20 protein-coding genes are annotated in these 18955 nt (G+C 39.2%); 14 read left to right on the forward strand and 6 right to left on the reverse strand.

What is annotated here, in order from left to right:
* Positions 1-13: 13 nt before the first annotated feature.
* Both D1953_RS15680 and D1953_RS15685 read left to right on the forward strand, forming a co-directional pair.
* Positions 14-979 carry a 2-hydroxyacid dehydrogenase gene (locus D1953_RS15680; RefSeq protein WP_119118121.1) on the forward strand — a complete coding sequence of 322 codons (966 nt, stop codon included), beginning with the start codon at positions 14-16 and terminating at the stop codon, positions 977-979.
* Positions 980-1162: 183 nt separating this feature from the next.
* Positions 1163-1978: a glycerophosphodiester phosphodiesterase gene (locus tag D1953_RS15685; protein WP_425454285.1), complete on the forward strand. Its 816-nt coding sequence runs from the start codon at positions 1163-1165 to the stop codon at positions 1976-1978.
* A 213-nt stretch (positions 1979-2191) separates the two neighbouring features.
* On the opposite strand, the gene D1953_RS15690 is transcribed toward D1953_RS15685, so the two are convergent.
* Complete coding sequence (locus tag D1953_RS15690; protein ID WP_119118123.1) at positions 2192-2809, reverse strand: TetR/AcrR family transcriptional regulator; 618 nt, start codon at positions 2807-2809, stop codon at positions 2192-2194.
* Between the two features lie 166 nt (positions 2810-2975).
* On the opposite strand from D1953_RS15690, the gene D1953_RS15695 reads away from it, so the two are divergent.
* The gene (locus D1953_RS15695; protein WP_119118124.1) at positions 2976-4178 is read left to right on the forward strand and encodes a YhgE/Pip domain-containing protein; all 1203 of its coding nucleotides are present in this window, start codon (positions 2976-2978) and stop codon (positions 4176-4178) included.
* 183 nt (positions 4179-4361) lie between these two features.
* On the opposite strand, the gene D1953_RS21390 is transcribed toward D1953_RS15695, so the two are convergent.
* The 3 genes from D1953_RS21390 to D1953_RS15705 all read right to left on the reverse strand — a co-directional run bounded on the left by D1953_RS21390 (position 4362) and on the right by D1953_RS15705 (position 5756).
* Positions 4362-4520, reverse strand: a complete 159-nt coding sequence (locus tag D1953_RS21390) for a hypothetical protein (protein ID WP_182480646.1) — start codon at positions 4518-4520, stop codon at positions 4362-4364.
* A gap of 122 nt (positions 4521-4642) precedes the next feature.
* A complete protein-coding gene (locus D1953_RS15700) occupies positions 4643-4810 on the reverse strand; it encodes a XapX domain-containing protein (protein ID WP_119118125.1) in 168 nt (55 codons plus the stop codon).
* A gap of 160 nt (positions 4811-4970) precedes the next feature.
* Positions 4971-5756 carry a TrmB family transcriptional regulator gene (locus D1953_RS15705; protein WP_119118126.1) on the reverse strand — a complete coding sequence of 262 codons (786 nt, stop codon included), beginning with the start codon at positions 5754-5756 and terminating at the stop codon, positions 4971-4973.
* A 110-nt stretch (positions 5757-5866) separates the two neighbouring features.
* Here D1953_RS15705 and D1953_RS15710 point away from each other — a divergent pair, with 110 nt between their 5' ends.
* Positions 5867-6634 (forward strand): TSUP family transporter, encoded by a 768-nt coding sequence (locus tag D1953_RS15710; RefSeq protein WP_119118127.1) that lies wholly within the window; start codon positions 5867-5869, stop codon positions 6632-6634.
* Between the two features lie 900 nt (positions 6635-7534).
* Here the strand turns inward: D1953_RS15710 and D1953_RS15715 are convergent.
* Positions 7535-8302 carry an SH3 domain-containing protein gene (locus D1953_RS15715; RefSeq protein WP_119118128.1) on the reverse strand — a complete coding sequence of 256 codons (768 nt, stop codon included), beginning with the start codon at positions 8300-8302 and terminating at the stop codon, positions 7535-7537.
* Between the two features lie 146 nt (positions 8303-8448).
* Here D1953_RS15715 and D1953_RS15720 point away from each other — a divergent pair, with 146 nt between their 5' ends.
* The 5 genes from D1953_RS15720 to clpB all read left to right on the forward strand — a co-directional run bounded on the left by D1953_RS15720 (position 8449) and on the right by clpB (position 14120).
* Entirely contained in the window at positions 8449-9501 is a 1053-nt protein-coding gene (locus D1953_RS15720) for an XdhC family protein (RefSeq protein ID WP_119118129.1), read from the forward strand.
* Positions 9494-10108, forward strand: a complete 615-nt coding sequence (locus D1953_RS15725) for a nucleotidyltransferase family protein (RefSeq protein WP_119118130.1) — start codon at positions 9494-9496, stop codon at positions 10106-10108. The genes D1953_RS15720 and D1953_RS15725 overlap by 8 nt, the downstream gene beginning before the upstream one ends.
* An 82-nt stretch (positions 10109-10190) precedes the next feature.
* On the forward strand, positions 10191-11048 hold the full coding sequence (locus D1953_RS15730; protein ID WP_119118131.1) for a hypothetical protein: 858 nt from the start codon (positions 10191-10193) through the stop codon (positions 11046-11048).
* Between the two features lie 81 nt (positions 11049-11129).
* Positions 11130-11309: a YjzC family protein gene (locus tag D1953_RS15735; protein ID WP_119118132.1), complete on the forward strand. Its 180-nt coding sequence runs from the start codon at positions 11130-11132 to the stop codon at positions 11307-11309.
* A 219-nt stretch (positions 11310-11528) separates the two neighbouring features.
* Positions 11529-14120 carry an ATP-dependent chaperone ClpB gene (clpB, locus tag D1953_RS15740; RefSeq protein ID WP_119118133.1) on the forward strand — a complete coding sequence of 864 codons (2592 nt, stop codon included), beginning with the start codon at positions 11529-11531 and terminating at the stop codon, positions 14118-14120.
* 48 nt (positions 14121-14168) lie between these two features.
* Here the strand turns inward: clpB and D1953_RS15745 are convergent, their stop codons facing one another.
* Positions 14169-14357 (reverse strand): YjzD family protein, encoded by a 189-nt coding sequence (locus D1953_RS15745; RefSeq protein WP_119118134.1) that lies wholly within the window; start codon positions 14355-14357, stop codon positions 14169-14171.
* A 231-nt stretch (positions 14358-14588) separates the two neighbouring features.
* Here D1953_RS15745 and D1953_RS15750 point away from each other — a divergent pair, with 231 nt between their 5' ends.
* The 5 genes from D1953_RS15750 (at position 14589) to fabF (ending at position 18858) form a co-directional block, all read left to right on the forward strand.
* Positions 14589-15308: a hydrolase gene (locus tag D1953_RS15750; protein ID WP_119118135.1), complete on the forward strand. Its 720-nt coding sequence runs from the start codon at positions 14589-14591 to the stop codon at positions 15306-15308.
* A gap of 71 nt (positions 15309-15379) precedes the next feature.
* On the forward strand, positions 15380-16192 hold the full coding sequence (locus tag D1953_RS15755; RefSeq protein WP_119118136.1) for a hypothetical protein: 813 nt from the start codon (positions 15380-15382) through the stop codon (positions 16190-16192).
* A gap of 73 nt (positions 16193-16265) precedes the next feature.
* On the forward strand, positions 16266-16448 hold the full coding sequence (locus D1953_RS15760; protein ID WP_119118137.1) for a ComZ family protein: 183 nt from the start codon (positions 16266-16268) through the stop codon (positions 16446-16448).
* 190 nt (positions 16449-16638) lie between these two features.
* Positions 16639-17574, forward strand: a complete 936-nt coding sequence (locus D1953_RS15765) for a beta-ketoacyl-ACP synthase III (RefSeq protein WP_119118138.1) — start codon at positions 16639-16641, stop codon at positions 17572-17574.
* Positions 17575-17619: 45 nt separating this feature from the next.
* On the forward strand, positions 17620-18858 hold the full coding sequence (gene fabF / locus D1953_RS15770) for a beta-ketoacyl-ACP synthase II (RefSeq protein ID WP_119118139.1): 1239 nt from the start codon (positions 17620-17622) through the stop codon (positions 18856-18858).
* Positions 18859-18955 lie beyond the last annotated feature (97 nt).

An 18955-nucleotide genomic window follows, 5' to 3' on the forward strand; every position in this document is an offset into this window, starting at 1 on the left:
GAGGGAGATTTCCATGAAACAAAAAGTGTTGGTTACGAGAAAACCGCCAGAGCATATTTTACAATTACTGAATGATCATTTTGAATTAATGCTTTGGGATTGTGAGGAAGAGCAGATTCCGCGTGAATTTTTGTTAGAACAGATTTCAGAAGTAGATGGAGTTCTTTGTCTGTTAACGGAACATATCGACGAGGAAGTGATCAACAAAGGGAAAGGGTTAAAGGTCATTAGCAACTTAGCTGTCGGCTATAACAACATCGACGTGGAATATGCTTCGTCAAAGGGGATCATGGTCACGAACACGCCAGGTGTCTTAACGGAAACGACGGCTGATTTAACCTTTGCTCTGTTAATGGCGACTTCTAGAAGATTAGTAGAAGCTTCCGATGTGCTAAGAGAAGGGAAATGGAAAACATGGTCACCGATGTTTTTAACGGGAATGGATGTGTACGGAGCGACAATTGGCATCATCGGTTTAGGGGAAATTGGAGCGGCCGTTGCTAGGAGAGCAAAAGGTTTTGGAATGGAGTTATTGTATTATAATCGCACGCAAAAGCCTGCATTAGAACAGGAGCTAGGCATTCACTATGTTTCGAAAGAAGAGCTGCTGAGAAGATCGGATTTCGTTTGTGTATTAACTCCATATACGAAAGAAACAGAGAATTTAATTACCTTAAAAGAATTAAAAACGATGAAGAAAACAGCCATCCTCATTAATACAGCAAGAGGCGGCATTGTGAATGAAGCCGATTTAGTAACGGCCTTAACAGAAGGAATCATTTGGGGGGCGGGCTTAGATGTATTTGCAGAGGAGCCCATTCCAGTGGATCATCCATTATTAACAGCACCAAATGTAGTCGCTCTTCCGCATATCGGCAGTGCAAGTGTCCAAACAAGAACGAAAATGTGGGAACTGGCAGCGCGAAATCTAATTGAAGCTTTGGAGGGGAGAACTCCGCCTCATTTGGTGAATAAGTGAATGTTCAGTAGGACATATATACCTCTATTTTACAATTCTTAATATATTCTTTATCAATCTTCACGTTCTCCTAAATGAAAATTAATAGTTTACTGGTATTTTTAAGAAGTAATCTATTAGACAAAGAGATAGGAGATGTGTAGAGTGAAAAGAAAATGGTTAGCAGCTTGTGGTGCTCTTGTAATGGCAATTGGTGTGATGACAGGAGGAGGAGAGGCTTTGGCTAAGGAAAAACATAAAGATATCGTAAATGTTTCCCATCGAGGTGCTTCAGGTTATGCACCGGAACATACTCTAGTATCCTATCAAATGGGAGAAAAAATGCATGGCGACTATATTGAAATAGATTTGCAAATGACAAAGGACGGACAGCTAATCGCGATGCATGATGAGAAATTGGACCGGACGACAAACGGGACAGGTCTTGTTAAAGATTATACATTAGCTGAAATTAAACAGCTTGATGCAGGCAGTTGGTTTAATGAAAAATATCCAGAGAGTGCTAATCCGAACTATGAAGGGCTGCAAGTGCCAACGCTCGAAGAAGTGTTTAAAAAGTTCGGAAAAAATGCTCGCTACTATATTGAAACAAAATCACCTGAAACGTATCCAGGCATGGAAAAAGAACTTTTACGCTTAATCGATAAATATGACATTAATAAAAAGACTCTTCTTATTCAGTCTTTTAGCCCTCAGAGCTTAAAGATCATGAATGAACTGGATCCATCCGTTAATCTTATTCAATTAATCTCGTATAAAAATGATGCCGTTATTACGGATGATGAAATTGCAGCAATTAAAGAATATGCGATGGGAGTTGGACCTAATCATACATATTTGAACGAAGAATATGTACAAAAAGTCGTTAACAGCGGCCTGGAACTTCATCCATACACAGTGAATGATAAGGACAGAATGAAGCAGCTTATTGACTGGGGAGTAACGGGAATGTTTACAAACTTTCCAGATAAGCTTCATGAAGTGAAGAAAGGGAAATAAAGCAACCAATCATAATATTATTAACAAGGGGATTACATATGACGAATATGTAGTCCCCTTTTCCTGCTGTTAGCAGTACTTCCCCTTCGAATATTGGACAGCCTATAAAATGAGTAGATTATAGAAAATTATATTATCTTCCCGTTCTAGGGAGAACTCTTCCTCGTCTTTCAAACATTTAAGAAGGAGCTTAATCAAAATAAACAGCCGGATTTATTTTTTTAAACCAGCTGCAAACATGGGACCATTAGCTGTAATGGTCGATAGGATACGAGCCATTTCTTGAGGGGATTCTTTCCTGCCGCTATTCAACCATTGTTGAATGACCCCTATATGTGCCGATGAAATATAAGAAGCTAAATATTGTCCTGGAACAAGTAAATTTTCCTCCTTAACAAGTGCCTCTGAATTATTTCCAAACATTGTTTTCCACATAAAGTCTTTCAGTCTTGTTTGAAATGATAAATCTCCTTTGGGACCTAACACAGCTTTCATAAATCCACTATTTTCATTTAGATACTCAAATACTGAAACTACAAGAGGAAATGGTGTTACAGTTGGTGAGTTCGTTTCAAGTGCGGCAATAACACTTGGGAAGTTCTGTTTTGCAATTCTGGACATTTCCAGCATAATTTCTTCTTCGCATTTAGTCATTAAATCGAATTTATCTTGATAATGTGCATAAAATGTACCTCGATTAATTTTTGCTCTAGTTGTTATATCTTTAACGGATATTGCTTCAAAGCCTTTTTCTTCTATTAATTCTACTAGTGCATTCCGGATTGATTCTCTTGTCCGAATGACCCTTAGATCCGTATTACTATCCCGCAAGTTACGCCCTCCTTATTATTAACCAACACATTTGTAAAAGGTGTCTTATAACCGACACATCTACGATTTTTGATTATTGAACAGAAAAGGATTCAATTTTATAATTTGAAATGAAATAAACAACAGGTTGTTCGTTATTATAACTCGAAATCAAGGAGGATGAAATATGTTTAAAAACAAACTCGTATGGTTATCACCGATTATCGCATTAGCAGTTATTTTTATTTTTTCACTAACATTATTTCCATCGGTTCAACCACAACCGAAAAATCTTCCTATTGCAATCGTGAATGAGGATGAGGGAGTGGAAATTCCTAATCAACCAAAAATGAATATGGGTCAAACGATTGTTGAAATGATGCAAAAAAACTCAAAAGCGACAAAGGATGAAGACCCTGCTGTGAAATGGATTAAAGTAAAAACGGCAGAGGATGCACAAAAAGGCATGGATAACCAAAAATATTATGCAACATTGGTCATTCCAAAAGATTTCAGTGTTAAACAGGCATCATTAAGGACACCAGCACCTTCTTCGCCTGAAGTTCAAATATATATTAATCAGGGAATGAATACAGCAGCTTCAACAATGGCAGGACAGGTCTTGAATGGAGTAGTTGATAATATAAACAATAATGTCCGTAAACAACTCCTTGATGGTTTTGAAAAACAAGGAGCAACTTTAACAACAAAACAAGCTGCAAGCTTAGCAACGCCTATTACAAAAACAGTTACGAATGTGAATGAAATTGGTTCTAATAGTGCAAACGGCAATTCTCCTGTCTCCTTATTCCAACCACTATGGATGGGAAGCTTAGCGGGTGCAGCTATTATCTTTATCGCTGTTAGTAAATTATCAATTACTAATCGAAAAGAGAACCTTGCTGCAAAATCTGCACAAATTTTAATGGGAGCAATCGTTGCTCTTTTCATCGGATTTGGATTAACATGGTTGGCAGATGGGATGGTAGGATTCAATATTCCGCAATTTACGGATACAGCTTTATTTCTAACGATTACTTCCTTTAGCTTTTTCCTAATGATATCAGCTGTGCTTTCATTATTAGGTTTTAAAGGTATACCTATCTTTGTTTTAATGCTTTTCTTTGGAGCACCATTGCTTGCAGTGGCTCCAGAAATGATGTCTCCATTTTATCGAGATTGGATTCACTCTTGGTTGCCAATGCGATTCATGGTGGAAGGTCTTCGAGAATTATTCTTCTTTGGGGAAGGATTAACTTGGAACACTCCTGTTTCTGTCCTTGTTTGGATTGGCTTAGTAAGCATGATTGTCATACTAGGTACCGCTTTAAAACGTAATAGGGTGGAGGAAGCAGTATCTGATTCTCAACGGGTTAGTTCAATCAAATAAGAGTTGCCAAATTTATTTATTTCGTTGTTTCTTTAGTAGATATTCATGGTCAATGGCTTAAGGTGATCTTTCAAACCAAACGTTTTTAGTCATAAAACACTTAACATCTCTATCAAGTCGAAATAGGAGATGTTAAGTGTTTTATTTTGAAGCAGAAAAATAAAAACCACTCAGAGTGGTTTTTTAATCGTGCATTGCTCCCGCCTCTCGGGAAGTCATTGCACCTTGTCCTTCGCTTACATCTTTTTGAATTTGTTGTTTTACTTTTTGTGCATCGGTTCCAGCAAATTCTGGTTTCATAATAGAACTCAAATTCTCTTTTGCTTGTTGATTCTGTTGCATACAAATCCTCCTTAATTTCTTGTTTAACAATCTTATTATTTACAAAAAAACACTCGGTATATCCCGAGAATTTGAACGGCATTAGCACAATAGCTAGAGATTAATTTTTGAGGTCTTTTTAATTATTTAAAATAGTTCATGATCCATTCTCCAGCTAACCCGCCAAGGTAGACCCCGACGATACCTAACACTCCTGCTAAAACAGGGGGAGCTGGAAGCGGAAGTTTTAAACATTTAAATACAATACCCACTGCTAAACCGGCTACAATACTTAAAATAATTTCTTTCATAAAAGCACCACCTTTAAGATATATGACATCTTAATAGTGGCCCAATTTTGTAACTCTTATTAATTTCCCTATTAGTGCATTAAAAAAAGCCTCCTGAAATGGAAGCTGAATTTTGAAGGGAAGCACTCAATTGTTGAATAGGCAGCTGTACAAGGAAGTTTTAGTTTTCCATAAAAAAAGCTTTTCTCTCTGCAGTAATCCATTGCTGTAAATCGTCCTGACTGCGTTGGACGAGTCGATTGACTAATACATCATGCCATACATAATCCTCTAATAAATAAATGTGAATTGGGTCATCTGTATAAAAGGCCATGCTGCGCTCTTTAAAGGAAGGCCCATAAATCATTTCTTTTGCATCTATCGAAAGAATGAACCAATGCTCACTAGAAGCGGCTTCCGTAAAAGGGGTGATACGGTGAGCGTCTACGTGTTCAATAGGATTTTCAACATGCAGTGTGATGCCTTGCACGGTAACTCGAGAAGCTGCCTCTTTCAAATCCTCCTTCAACACATCGTATATATCGTCCCACATTGAAATAACAACGCGTTTTTCTGCTTTTTTGAGCAATACTTGACAGTAGCTAATAATCGTTTCACGATCCTTTAACGTCATGACACGATTGTCGGGCTTTTTGTCTGTTAGTTCGAGCTGCTTCAATGAATCGCTGACAATTTCATAATTAGATTGCCAGTCTGATTGAGCCTTCTTTAAAAAAATCTCAACAGGCAGCGGTGAATATTGCGTATTATTATTTATTTCTTCCTTCAGGACAATTCCCTTTTCAACAAGATTGCCTAAGACGTCATACACTCGTGCGCGTGGAATGCCCGAATCTTTACTAACTTGATAAGCGGTAACCGTTCCTTGTTTAACAAGAGAAACATAGGATTTAGCTTCATATTCGTTAAAGCCTAGTTTTTTTAGCTGCTGTACTATGTTTTCCACTTCTTTTCCCCCAATAGTTATTTATCATTATCATATCAAAATATAACTATTTACAATAATAAATACCTTAGTTACTATTAAAGTAGTAACTAAGAAAAGGGCTGAGTTAGATGCTATTTGAATTAGATCCATCGCTATTAATAATTTTGCTTGTCTTTGGTTTTTTAGCCGCATTTATTGATTCAGTTGTCGGTGGGGGCGGACTGATTGCCTTACCTGCATTGTTATTTACAGGTTTGACACCAGCGGGAGCTGTAGCAACGAATAAATTAGCAGGGACAATAGGTTCTTTAACAAGTACCATTATGTTTTATCGTTCAGGGAAGCTTGATTTAAAATCGGTTTATAAGTTCTTTCCGCTTGTTTTTATTGGCTCGATGATTGGGGCTTGGACCGTTCATTTGATGAACCCTGAAGTACTAAAGCCATTGATGCTTGTTATGCTTGCAGCCGTTGCCGTTTATACGATTTTCAAGAAAGATTGGGGCAATAATTCTACCTATAAAAAATTATCTATTCGCGACTTTATTATTTTTATGATTTTGCTTACTGCTATTGGTTTCTACGATGGATTTCTAGGTCCTGGAACAGGTTCGTTTTTAATCTTTGCTTTTTTAATAATGGGCTTTGATTTTTTAAAGGCGGCAGGGAATGCGAAGTTTTTAAACTTTGGCAGTAATATTGCGGCCTTATTAATGTTTATGTATTTAGGACAAATCAATTATGCCTATGGTTTAGTGATGGGGCTTGCGCAAATTGCTGGAGCAATCTGCGGCTCAAAATTTGCGATTAAACGAGGGAGCGGCTATGTACGTGCACTATTTATCGTAGTAACTTTTTTATTGTTAGCCAAAAATGCTTATGATTATCTTAAATGAGGGCTATGTTATAGGTGTGATCGACAATGTTATTTAATTGAACCTGAGAAGGCTGTCCCAAAAGTCATGAAAAATGGCTTTTGGGGCAGCCTTCCTTTTTTGCGGAGTTATGAAGGCCGAAAGAGAGGAATCGAGCTCATAAAAAGTCGTTCATCAGGGGTATGAAGGCCGAAAGAGAGGAATCGAGCTAGTAAAAAGTCGTTCATCAGGGTTATGAAGGCCGAAAGAGAGGAATCGAACTAGTAAAAAGTCGTTCATCAGGATTATGAAGGCCGAAAGAGAGGAATCGAGCTAGTAAAAAGTCGTTCATTAGGATTATGAAGGCCGAAAGAGAGGAATCGAACTAGGGAAAAGTCGTTCATCAAGGTTATGAAGGCCGAAAGAGAGAAATCGAGCTAGTAAAAAGTCGTTCATCAGGGTTATGAAGTCCAAAAGAGAGAAATTTAGCTAGTAAAAAGTCGTTCATTAGGGCTATGAAGGCCGAAAGAAAGAAGTTCAGCTAGTAAAAGGTCGTTCATCAGGGGTATGAAGGCCGAAAGAGAGAAATCTAGCTAGTAAAAAGTCGTTCATCAGGGTTATGAAGGCCAAAAGAGAGGAATCGAGTTAGTAAAAAGTCGTTCATCAGGGGTATGAAGGCCGAAAGGGAGAAATCTAGCTAGTAAAAAGTCGTTCATCAGGGTTATGAAGGACAAAAGAGAGGAATCGAGTTAGTAAAAAGTCGTTCATCAGGGTTATGAAGGCCGAAAGAGAGAAATCCAGCTAGTAAAAAGTCCTTCATTAGGGCTATGAAGGCCAAAAGAGAGAAATCTAGCTAGTAAAAAGTCGTTCATCAGGGGTATGAAGGACAAAATCCAGAAGAAATCCATTCAGGAAAATGTCCTTCATCCATGTCGAATCCCTTTACTTTTTCTTCAACTGATACAACTCCCCAGTCGTTTTTCCTTTGTAAGTCGTTTTGATTAGCCCAACGTTTTTAGCGTAATACATTTTCACACCTTCCTCAGCCGTTACTTCGACTACTTGTTTGAACGTACCGGCATGCGTTTTAACCGTTTTATTCACGGCCGTAATTTTATACGTGTTTAGTACGTCGCCTTCATAGATGATTTTCCAAGAGTAACCTACTTTGACCGGATATTTAATGAGCGCGTTATGAGTGTGTGGATCATCGGGATGAACGGTATATAGTCCATCTTTTGTTTCTCTTAGATACCATTGATACGTTGTTTTGTCAGGCATTGTCGTGGTCCAGAGCAACCAGCCTTTTCCGAAGTATTCGTGAGTATATTTCTTGCCGTTGCTTTTCTCGGTGTACAATCCATCTTCGTATTTATACACATAAATTTTATTTGGATCTTGTTCATAACTAGCTTGCGTGGAGGTGAATGTTAAATACTTAGTCGCCACAAACGCTTTTTTCTTATTGTAGCGAATTTCAGACCAGCCGCTTTTCGTTTTGGCATAAACGGTCACTTTGGCTCCTTTTTTCAGGGAACCGACCTTTTTGGATGAGGTTGATGGTTTTTCCCGGACATTTAATGTACCAGATTTAATATTAACTGTTGCGGTGAGGGTTTGTGCCGCTTCTGCTTGTTTGGATAGCGGGATATAGACTGTAAAGATGAGGGCGAATGCAATCAACCACTTTAATAGTTTGTTTGCCTTCATTAGGGCCTCCTTATAGATTGTTATTTTTACACAATTTACTACTATATGAGAATTTTCCTTTTGTTATGACTAAAAAATCACATTCATACATGTTTATGTAGTTTTTGAATAACTATGTAACAACGTAGTCAATGAGGAGGGGAAGTATGTCGCGGTTACAAGAGTTCAAGGAGTTGTTTCAACAAATGAAACAAGCATGGGAACGGAATGAGCAGGCTGCTCTCGTGATGCTGATTAGTGCGAACGGTTCTGCCTATAGACTTCCGGGAGCAAAAATGATGATGACAAGAGCTGGAGAGATGTTTGGCACCATCAGCGGGGGCTGTTTAGAAAGTGATTTATATGGATGGGCTGAACAGGCGATGGACCGGAAAACTCCACATGTGCAAACGTACAATTTAAGCGAGCGGGACATTTGGGGACTAGGAATCGGTTGCAAAGGAGTACTGAATATACTTATATTGCCGATTGAACGTGAGGATGAATTTTGGCTGAAAATAAATGGAGTTCTCGAAAGGAATCAAGCTTTTTCACTTGTGTTGGAGATTCCGACTGGAAGACGGTTAATCGTTCAAAAAGATGGAAAGAGGCTAGGGGATGCGGCAAGTGTGCCAAATGAAGTAGTTGAACGGGCGAGAAGTGTTATGGAGAAGCAAACGCGTGCTGAAGTATTTACATATAAAGGCTATTCATATTGGATTGATGCCGTAAAACCTAGTGAATCACTTATCGTCGCGGGTGCTGGACGAGATTCGATTCCGGTTGTGGAGCTTGCGACTAAAGCTGGCTTTGCGGTGACGGTATTAGACCCGCGTGAAGAGTTGAATAATCCTCGCTTTTTCCCTAGTGCTGCACATCATATTGTTAAACATTCTACAGCCATCTCTTCTAAGGAAATGATGGATTGCTGGTGGATTATTATGAATCATCATCAGCAGCATGATGAAGATGCCTTACAGCTTGCGCTTAGCAGTCATCCGCGCTTTGTCGGTGTTCTCGGACCGATGTCTCGAACGGAAGAGATGCTTTCCAACATTGGACGGAGTTTTTCCAGTGGCCCGATTCGTTCTCCATTAGGCTTAGATTTAGGAGCGGAAACGATGGAGGAAGTGGCGATTAGTATTGTTTCTGAATTAATGGCTGTAAGAAGCGGAAGAAATCCAAGGCCGCTCCACGGAAAGGCAAAAATTCATGAGTAAGATTGGAGCTGTTATCCTAGCTGCTGGTATGTCCAAACGAATGGGCAAGCCTAAACTTTTATTACCGTTGCATGGTATACCTCTTTTTCATTATGCGCTTAAAGCGTCTATTTATCATTCCCTAGATCCAATCGTTTTAATTGCAGGCCCATATATTGAGGAAATGCGTAAGCTGTCTCATGAATTCCGTCAAATTGAAGTTCTATACAATCCAAACTATGCAACGGGAATGGCTTCTTCTTTAAAACTAGGTATGGAAGCGATGAAAGGCCGCGTCGATGCGGCGATTATTTTTTTAGCGGATCAGCCTTTTGTTTCAATTGAGGTTGTTCAAACGTTAATCAAACAATATAAGAAAACGAGAAAAGAGGGAATTAGGATTGTACGACCTGCCTATGACGGTGTAGTAGGTCATCCCATTTTGTTTGATGGTGAATTGTTTCGGCATTTTGATTTTATGGAAGGAGATCAAGGGGGAAAATCAATTATTCAAGCACATCAGGATCGAATGAAAATCGTCTCTTTCGATCAGTCTATGTGGGGGAGAGATGTGGATACTCCTGAAGACTTGATGCAAATGGAGGCGTATTTGAAACAAAAGGAGTGAGTGGGAAAACAGTTTCCAAATATTAAAGGCTATTCAATTCATCATATCTTGAAATAATAAGGAAAAACATAGGAGAAGTGAAATGAGTAGCCAGAAAAATTACCTACTATTATTGATTGTTTTCATGTTAACTCTCGCGTGTACTCCCTCCGCTTATGCGATGAAATGGGAAGACGAAGATACTCCCATTAGCTTTAAAATTGAAATGCTGCCCTGGGAAGAAGTGAATAAAATAATCCCTAATAAAGCGAAATTTACCATTATCGATGTTGAAACTGGACAAAGATTTAGTGTTCAACGAAGAGCAGGGAGCCAGCATGCCGATGTACAGCCGTTAACAAGAAAAGATACTCGAATTATGAAGCAGATTTATCATAATCAATGGAGTTGGAAAAGAAGAGCGATTGTGATTGTCATAAAAGATCAAGTGATTGCGGCTTCGATGCATGGCATGCCTCATGGTGCGGGTGCTCTTGATAATGGTTTTTCCGGTCACTTTTGTATTCACTTCTCAGGAAGTATCACACATCGTTTGAGAAATGAAGACCTTGCTCATAAATTAATGATTTTGAAAGCGGCTGGTAAGCTGGATGACTATGCAGCAACGCTTAGTCCTTCTGAATTGATTGATATGTTTGCAACGGCCGTCAATCAAGGAGATTCCAAAATATTAGCACAAACGGTATCTAATGCGCATCGGATGAAATATTTGAATAGTATTGTTAAAGATATCACATATTTGAACCTGTCGAAGGAGCGCCGTGAAGGTCAGGATGAGTTATTGCTCATTGATATACCAGCTCAGGTGGCTATTTATACAGAGAAGAGGGGCAAGGTAAAAGATACGATTCACTTTATTATTCGAAGAGAAGGTGTAACAGATCGCTGGTTTATTGACCAAGACGCTCTTTATCAGCAATTAGCTTCGATGTTGGGTTAAACTCCTAAAATTAAAAGACATGATGAGTCGATTATCGGAAATAATAAAAAATGCAACATATTAAAGAAAGAGGGGTTACGGATGGGACAAAATCGTCAGTTTAAACCAGGACAAAAAGCGCCGAATAATGGAATATATGTCGAGATTGGTGAAACAGGAAGCACAGTGAATAATCCAAAACAAATCAAATTAGATGCCGGGGACTCTTTTCCTGAAACATCTAATCACAATCGGATTTGGACATATAAGCGCAAACCATGAATACAACATAGGGTGTGAAATCATATATGATTTCGTACCCTGTTTTTATGTAAAAATTGATAAGTAAAGAAAAGTCGTTGATAAATGGAAAAATTCGTCGATAAATAAGGAAAAAGTTGTCGATAATAATAATTCCAAACTTTACATAATCCATAAAGCGAGTATAATAAAAAATATAAAGGTCAAAGATGGTCAAAATCTTATTTGGGAGGGATTAGGATGGATCTAAATAAGATGACAGAAAGAACACAGCAAGCGTTAATACAAGGTCAGGAGTTAGCTAAAAAGCGCCATAACCCTGAATTAACAGAGCTGCATGTGCTGCACGCTTTAGCTGAACAAGATGAAAGCATGCTGCTGCGCATATTATCGGAATCCAATGAGCCTTTTTCTACATTCCAGTCAGCGTTAGCGAAGGAATTGAATGGGTTGCCTGAAGTGAGCGGCACGGCGAGTCAAGTCTATATGTCAGCCTCTTTGCAGCAAATCTTAACGGCAGCTGAGCAAGAAATGACTGCGTGGGAAGATGAATATCTTTCAGTTGAACATATATTGTTAGCGATGTTGAAAGAAAATAAACCAAATGTGCAGCGGTTGTTTGCCGCCTTTCAAATAGATTATCGTCAAGCAAAGGAAATCATTCAAGGAATAAGGGGGAACCAGCGCGTGACAAGTCAAAATCCTGAGAGCACATATGAAGTATTAAAGAAATACGGCCGCGACCTCGTTGCGGAAGTACGCAGTGGAAAAATCGATCCCGTTATTGGTCGTGACGCTGAAATTCGAAATGTGATTCGTATTTTGTCTCGAAAAACGAAAAACAACCCTGTATTAATTGGAGAACCGGGTGTTGGGAAAACAGCCATTGTCGAAGGGCTTGCCCAACGAATTGTTCGTAAAGATGTTCCAGAAGGATTAAAGGATAAAATTGTGTTCGCTCTTGATATGAGTGCGCTTGTAGCAGGTGCAAAATTCCGCGGTGAGTTTGAAGAGCGCTTAAAGGCCGTATTAAATGAAGTGAAAAAAAGCGAAGGAAATATTCTCTTATTTATTGATGAGCTGCATACGATTGTTGGAGCGGGACGTACAGACGGGGCTCTTGACGCAGGAAATATGTTAAAGCCTATGCTTGCGCGCGGAGAGCTGCATTGTATTGGCGCCACAACATTAGATGAGTACCGTCAATATATTGAGAAAGACCCAGCGCTTGAACGACGTTTTCAACAAGTGCTTGTGCCTGAGCCAGACGTAGAAGATACGATTTCTATTTTACGAGGATTGAAAGAACGCTTTGAAGTTCATCATGGTGTGCGCATTCATGACCGAGCGCTTGTAGCTGCTTCTGTTCTGTCTAATCGTTATATTACCGAGCGTTTTTTACCAGACAAAGCAATTGATTTGGTCGATGAAGCCTGTGCGATGATTCGTATGGAAATTGACTCTATGCCATCAGAGCTTGATGAAATTACACGAAAATTGATGCAGTTAGAAATTGAAGAAGCGGCGTTAAAAAATGAGTCAGATGAGCAAAGCCAAGCACGTCTTGAAGCGCTGCAAAAAGAGCTGTCTGAACTGCAAGATAAAGCGAATAGTATGAAAGCAAAATGGCAAATGGAAAAAGCTTCGCTGCAGCAAGTACAAGATATGCGCGAACAGCTGGAGAAGCTTCGCCGTGAATTAGAGCAAGCGGAAAATGACTATGACTTAAATCGTGCTGCTGAATTACGTCATGGTAAAATTCCTGAGCTTGAGAAGGAACTGGCCAAGCTTGAAGATGATGTTGTAAAAGACAAACAGGAGTCAAGGCTTCTTCGGGAAGAAGTAACAGAGGAAGAAATCGCAAGCATCGTTGCTCGTTGGACAGGTATCCCAGTCAGCAAGCTTGTCGAAGGAGAACGGGAGAAATTACTGCGCTTATCACAAATTCTTCACGAGCGCGTTGTCGGACAAGAAGAAGCAGTCGACCTAGTATCGGATGCAGTATTACGAGCGAGAGCAGGTATTAAAGACCCAAACCGACCAATTGGTTCGTTCATTTTCCTTGGACCAACAGGGGTAGGGAAAACCGAGCTTGTAAAAGCATTAGCAGAAACATTATTTGATAGTGAAGAGCATATGATTCGCATTGATATGTCGGAGTATATGGAAAAGCATGCGGTGTCTCGCCTTATTGGAGCACCTCCAGGATATGTCGGCTTTGAGGAAGGCGGACAATTAACAGAAGCGATTCGCCGAAACCCGTATTCCGTTGTTCTATTAGATGAAATTGAAAAAGCTCATCCTGAAGTATTTAATATTTTACTGCAGATGTTGGATGATGGCCGCATCACTGATTCACAAGGGAGAACGATTAACTGTAAAAATACCGTCATTATTATGACATCAAATATCGGCTCTCATTTCTTATTGCAATCAGCGGCAACAGATGGAGGATTAGAAGAGGAGATTAAAGACCAAGTATTTGCAGAACTGCGCGGTCATTTCCGTCCGGAATTTTTAAATCGAGTCGATGATATTGTTCTCTTTAAACCATTAACAAAAGCAGACCTTGTAAAAATCGTAGAGAAAATGATGAAGCAATTACAAAGTCGATTAGCGGAGCAAGGCTTTGCTTTACAATTAACAGAGGCTGCAAAAGAACAGCTTGCTGAACAAGGCTATGATCCAGTATACGGAGCAAGACCATTAAAACGATTTATTCAAAAACATATCGAAACGAAAATTGCTCGTGAAATTATTGCGGGTACACTAGCTGGCCAATCAACGATTACGATTGATTTCGTTGACGAGCAATTTACATTACGGTCCTAACTATACAAAAAAGGTATCCAGATATAACATGGATACCTTTTTGTGCTCTTAATGATGACTCTTTTCCACAGGTTCGTTTGGAAGGATGCTTGCTACGATGATAACAAGAATTGTAACAATTACGCTTAAAATTGTTGCAATAGTAAAATCGTACGCAACTCCTGACATAGAAGAAACTACATATGTAGCCATATGAATTAATAAAAATGACCAAAAAAATGTCCAGATATAACTCATTGAATTTCACCTCACTCTAGTACAATCATTTTCATCTTATCATAATTAATATACAGTTAAAACGAGTTTTTTATAAGACTGTTAAAAAGTTGCGTCTATGGAGGGAGATGGGGAATAAAAATCGAATGTATTCTAATATACATTTTTATGTAAATAGGCACCTCCCCCTTACATTTCTTACATGTTCACATACATTAATAGAAGTAATTTTCCTGCAAAGGAGTAGACAAAATGGAACAGCGAACTTTTCAAATTGATGACCAGTGGTGCATGATTCATTACGCTGAGCAGCCGAGTGGTTTTGCTGTACTTATAATCGGTGACCGTGGTCATTTTGTTGAACAAGGAAGCAGCTTTTGGCTCCAGCACCCCGGGAGGTTACGTATTTTAGAACATTTGAAAGGCTATGGATATACGTTATTTTCATCGAATTTTTACGGAGCTAATTGGGGAAGCGTAAAGTCGGTTGAACTTGCAACGAAGCTGTATGATAAGTTTATGAAAAGTGAGATTGCCAACGACAAAATACACATATTAGCTGAAGGTACAGGAGCGCTTGTTGCTTTTGAATTAATGAAAAAACTTGGTTCGAAAATTCGTTCGGTTGTGTTAAAGAACCCGTGTTTATCATTAAAATGGCAGCTGGACAAAGAGAAAGAAAACAAATTGTTTTATAAGAAAGTATTGTATGAAGTGGCAGAAGCGTTTGAAATTGATTATACAGAAAGTGAGTCCTTTATAAACAATTCAGAGGCAATGCCGAGTTTAACCGATACACCTGTACAGATTATTCATGTATTAAATAGTTTTCAAAAAGGTCAAGCTGCTCTTTATCGTCGCTTGCAGCGATATAATAAAAATGTGCAACTGGCCTATTTACTTCCGGAGAAACGCTATAAAATTCCATATATTATAAATAAGTTTTATAAAGAACATGAAACATATTTATAATATGAAAATATTCTCTCTGTTTGCCGCATACGATATAGGATACATGAGGGCAGGCGGGGAGGAGTTGAACTATGCAAACATCCGTTGTGATTGGGGCTTATCAGTTTGTTGGGTTTCATCTTGCCAAGTACTTGCTTGACCAAGGAGAGGAAGTACTTGGTGTAGATTGGGAAGACATGTCCGAAGAAAGTATAGAAGACAAGGAAATGGAAATAGGGAGAAATAGTAACTTCTTATATATACCGATACATAAGCTAAAGTATTTATCGCTGGAAAAGCAAAAGAACATTTATGTGTCTTGTTATGATTTAAGTAAAAGCAAACGAGACAATCAAGCTGAAATTATTAAGGTAATTGCGGCTTTTTTGAAAGACTCACACCTGAGTAAGGAGTCACACATCATTATGCTTATGCCAATTGAAGAAGAGCGTTCGATGTATCAAGCTCTTTTGCAAAAAGCGGAGGAAATGAGTACAGTCAAAGTCGTGTTTTTACCGACGGTTTATGGACCTTGGCAGCCAGAAACAATGAGTTTTGAAGCAGCGATTCGCAAGAAAGCTCCGTCAGAAGTAGAGAAGGCGATTGAAGCGGAGGATCGATTAGATGCTCTGTTTGTTGCGGATCTTCCAAAAGTGTTAGTTGAACTCGCATCTCGAGATGAAAAGAACATTCAAGTGCAAAGTGAAGCAAGCAATCAATGGTTAGAGTGTGCTCAATTAGTATTAGAAGATGCGTATACGGGTATATATAAGGAGTGCTCAAGGAAGCAGCGAGGAATGATTTATACGATACAAAACAAAACAGCCCCAGCTGATGGGATTACTATGCAGCAAAAGCATTTTCGGCGCTGGCAGCTGTTGAAAAAATGGCGAGAGCTTGAATAGCTCTTTTCTTTCAAATATAGAACGGCTAAAATGGATATGAAAGAAAAGTGTCAAATGAGTAGGAGGAATTGAGATGAGTGAAGATAAAACGCTTGAATTTATGGCGATTGCGATGAAGTACTTCCCAGAAGCGAAAGCGCAATTAGAGGCAAACGGCATTCCTTTTTCAATGGAAATGGCGGCTCCATTTATGGATTTATTTAAAAAAGTCATGCAAGAAGCATATGAGCTAGGGAAAAGCGACGCTCAGCAGTAAGAGAATGAAGAGCTGTTCTAAAAGGGACAGCTTTTTTAAGATACATATAAGATGCCTAAGATGGTTTTTATACCAATCTTTAGATACCTTTTACTTTTATTGTTGCATATCGGGCATTTTTTATATAAAATTAGTACCAGGTAATAATATTTGATATTAATTTTTTGAAAATTAATAAGGGGTTGGCATAATGAATGCTGGAATTATAGGAATTGGTCGTTATTTACCAGAAAAAATAGTAACGAACAGTGATTTAGAAAAAGTAATGGATACTTCTGATGAGTGGATTCGAACACGAACAGGAATTGAAGCAAGAAGAATAGCAAGCGATGATGTGAATACGTCGGACATGGCATATAGAGCAGCTACACAAGCAATTGAAAACGCTGGCATTACAGCAGAAGATATTGATTTAATTCTTGTTTCAACGGTTACACCGGATCAGCCTTTTCCGTCTGTTGCCTGCATGATTCAAGAGAAGTTAGGTGCAAAGAAAGCGGCTGCGATGGATTTAAGCGCGGCTTGTGCTGGATTTATGTACGGAATGATAACAGGTGAACAATTTATTAAGAATGGTGTGTATAAACACGTCCTTATTGTCGGTGTTGAAAAGTTATCTAAAATCACCAATTGGGAAGATCGAAATACAGCTGTTTTATTTGGCGATGGAGCCGGAGCCGTTGTTTTGGGTCCTGTATCAGAAGGCAGAGGGATTTTATCCTTTGAGCTAGGTGCTGATGGTTCAGGCGGCAAGTACTTATTACAAGAAGGCGACTTTATTGCGATGAATGGTCGCGAAGTGTTTAAGTTTGCGGTGCGTCAAATGGGAGAGTCCAGCTTAAATGTACTAACAAAGGCTGGTTTAACTCGCGAGGATGTTGATTTACTAATCCCGCATCAAGCGAATATTCGCATTATGGAGTCCGCTCGTGAACGATTAAATCTACCTGTGGAAAAGATGACGAAAACAATTCATAAGTATGGAAATACTTCGGCTTCATCCATTCCAATTGCGATTGTGGAGGAGTTAGAAGCAGGTCGAATTAAAGATGATGATGTATTGGTCATGGTCGGATTCGGCGGCGGCTTAACATGGGGAGCCATTGCCTTAAAATGGGGTAAATAAAACAAATAACATGATCGTGAGGCTTGAAAGGAGTTAAAGGTTAGTATGACAAATCGTCGAGTAGTTGTGACTGGAATTGGTTCTTTATCGTCATTAGGAAATGATGCACATACAGCATGGGAAAATATTAAAGCAGGTAAGTCGGGTGTAGGCCCGTTAACTCGCTTAAATGCGGATGAATTTCCGGTAAAAGTTGCTGCAGAAATTAAAGATTTTGATATTGAAACATACGTAGATCGAAAAGAAGCGCGAAAAATGGATCGCTTCACACATTATGCAATTGCTGCTGCAACTATGGCTGTTGAGGATGCAAAGCTTGATATTAATGAATCAAATGCTGACCGTGTTGGGGTATGGATTGGTTCTGGAATTGGCGGTCTTGAAACGTTAGAAATTCAACATGAAACGTTTTTAAAACGAGGCTATAAACGAGTAAGTCCATTCTTCGTACCGATGATGATTCCTGATATGGCTACAGGTCAAGTATCGATTTTATTAGGTGCAAAAGGAGTTAACTCTTGTACGGTAACAGCTTGTGCGACAGGTACGAATTCCATTGGGGATGCGTTTAAAGTTATTCAGCGCGGTGATGCAGACGTTATGATTTCAGGTGGAGCAGAAGCGCCAATTACGAAAATGTCTGTTGCAGGATTCTGTGCGAATACAGCACTTTCAACAAATCCAGATCCAAATACAGCAAGCAGACCGTTTGATGTTAACCGCGATGGTTTTGTTATCGGTGAAGGAGCAGGAATCGTTGTCTTAGAGGAACTAGAACATGCTCTAAAACGCGGTGCGAAAATTTACGCTGAAATTGCTGGATATGGTGCAACAGGTGATGCTTATCATATTACAGCTCCAGCTCCTGGCGGTGAAGGCGGAGCACGTGCAATGAAGGCTGCGATTGCGGATGCAGGATTAAAACCTGAAGATATTCAATATATCAACGCACACGGAACAAGTACGCCATATAACGATAAATATGAAACGATGGCAATTAAAGAAGTATTCGGTGATCATGCTTATAAACTAGCGGTTAGTTCAACAAAGTCAATGACTGGCCATTTACTAGGCGCAGCAGGCGGAGTGGAAGCAATTTTCACGGTTCAAGCGATTCAAGAGGGAATTATGCCGCCGACGATTCATATTGAAACACCAGATCCAGAATGTGATTTGGACTATGTACCAAATGAGGCACGCAAGGCAGATATTCAAGCTGCTATCAGTAACTCATTAGGTTTTGGCGGACATAACGCAACGATTTTATTTAAGAAATATCAATAAGAAAAGCGGAGATGCCTTGGTCAGCTCGCGAAGAAAATAGGGATTGACCCGGAAGGCGCTCTTTGCCTTTCGAGGGCAATCATCTTTTTCACAGCGA

Source organism: Peribacillus asahii (assembly GCF_003570725.1).
GTDB classification, from domain to species: Bacteria; Bacillota; Bacilli; order Bacillales; family DSM-1321; genus Peribacillus; species Peribacillus asahii.

What these genes read in the sequence shown, in the direction of transcription:
- D1953_RS15745 (WP_119118134.1), bottom strand. Translation starts at nt 14,357, where the DNA reads ATGAGTTATATCTGGACATTTTTTTGGTCATTTTTATTAATTCATATG.
- D1953_RS15750 (WP_119118135.1), top strand. Translation starts at nt 14,589, where the DNA reads ATGGAACAGCGAACTTTTCAAATTGATGACCAGTGGTGCATGATTCAT.
- D1953_RS15700 (WP_119118125.1), bottom strand. Translation starts at nt 4,810, where the DNA reads ATGAAAGAAATTATTTTAAGTATTGTAGCCGGTTTAGCAGTGGGTATT.
- D1953_RS15735 (WP_119118132.1), top strand. Translation starts at nt 11,130, where the DNA reads ATGGGACAAAATCGTCAGTTTAAACCAGGACAAAAAGCGCCGAATAAT.
- D1953_RS15730 (WP_119118131.1), top strand. Translation starts at nt 10,191, where the DNA reads ATGAGTAGCCAGAAAAATTACCTACTATTATTGATTGTTTTCATGTTA.
- D1953_RS15755 (WP_119118136.1), top strand. Translation starts at nt 15,380, where the DNA reads ATGCAAACATCCGTTGTGATTGGGGCTTATCAGTTTGTTGGGTTTCAT.
- D1953_RS15725 (WP_119118130.1), top strand. Translation starts at nt 9,494, where the DNA reads ATGAGTAAGATTGGAGCTGTTATCCTAGCTGCTGGTATGTCCAAACGA.
- D1953_RS15760 (WP_119118137.1), top strand. Translation starts at nt 16,266, where the DNA reads ATGAGTGAAGATAAAACGCTTGAATTTATGGCGATTGCGATGAAGTAC.
- D1953_RS15765 (WP_119118138.1), top strand. Translation starts at nt 16,639, where the DNA reads ATGAATGCTGGAATTATAGGAATTGGTCGTTATTTACCAGAAAAAATA.
- D1953_RS21390 (WP_182480646.1), bottom strand. Translation starts at nt 4,520, where the DNA reads ATGCAACAGAATCAACAAGCAAAAGAGAATTTGAGTTCTATTATGAAA.
- D1953_RS15680 (WP_119118121.1), top strand. Translation starts at nt 14, where the DNA reads ATGAAACAAAAAGTGTTGGTTACGAGAAAACCGCCAGAGCATATTTTA.
- D1953_RS15720 (WP_119118129.1), top strand. Translation starts at nt 8,449, where the DNA reads ATGTCGCGGTTACAAGAGTTCAAGGAGTTGTTTCAACAAATGAAACAA.
- D1953_RS15710 (WP_119118127.1), top strand. Translation starts at nt 5,867, where the DNA reads ATGCTATTTGAATTAGATCCATCGCTATTAATAATTTTGCTTGTCTTT.
- clpB (WP_119118133.1), top strand. Translation starts at nt 11,529, where the DNA reads ATGGATCTAAATAAGATGACAGAAAGAACACAGCAAGCGTTAATACAA.
- D1953_RS15695 (WP_119118124.1), top strand. Translation starts at nt 2,976, where the DNA reads ATGTTTAAAAACAAACTCGTATGGTTATCACCGATTATCGCATTAGCA.
- D1953_RS15715 (WP_119118128.1), bottom strand. Translation starts at nt 8,302, where the DNA reads ATGAAGGCAAACAAACTATTAAAGTGGTTGATTGCATTCGCCCTCATC.
- D1953_RS15685 (WP_425454285.1), top strand. Translation starts at nt 1,163, where the DNA reads ATGGCAATTGGTGTGATGACAGGAGGAGGAGAGGCTTTGGCTAAGGAA.
- fabF (WP_119118139.1), top strand. Translation starts at nt 17,620, where the DNA reads ATGACAAATCGTCGAGTAGTTGTGACTGGAATTGGTTCTTTATCGTCA.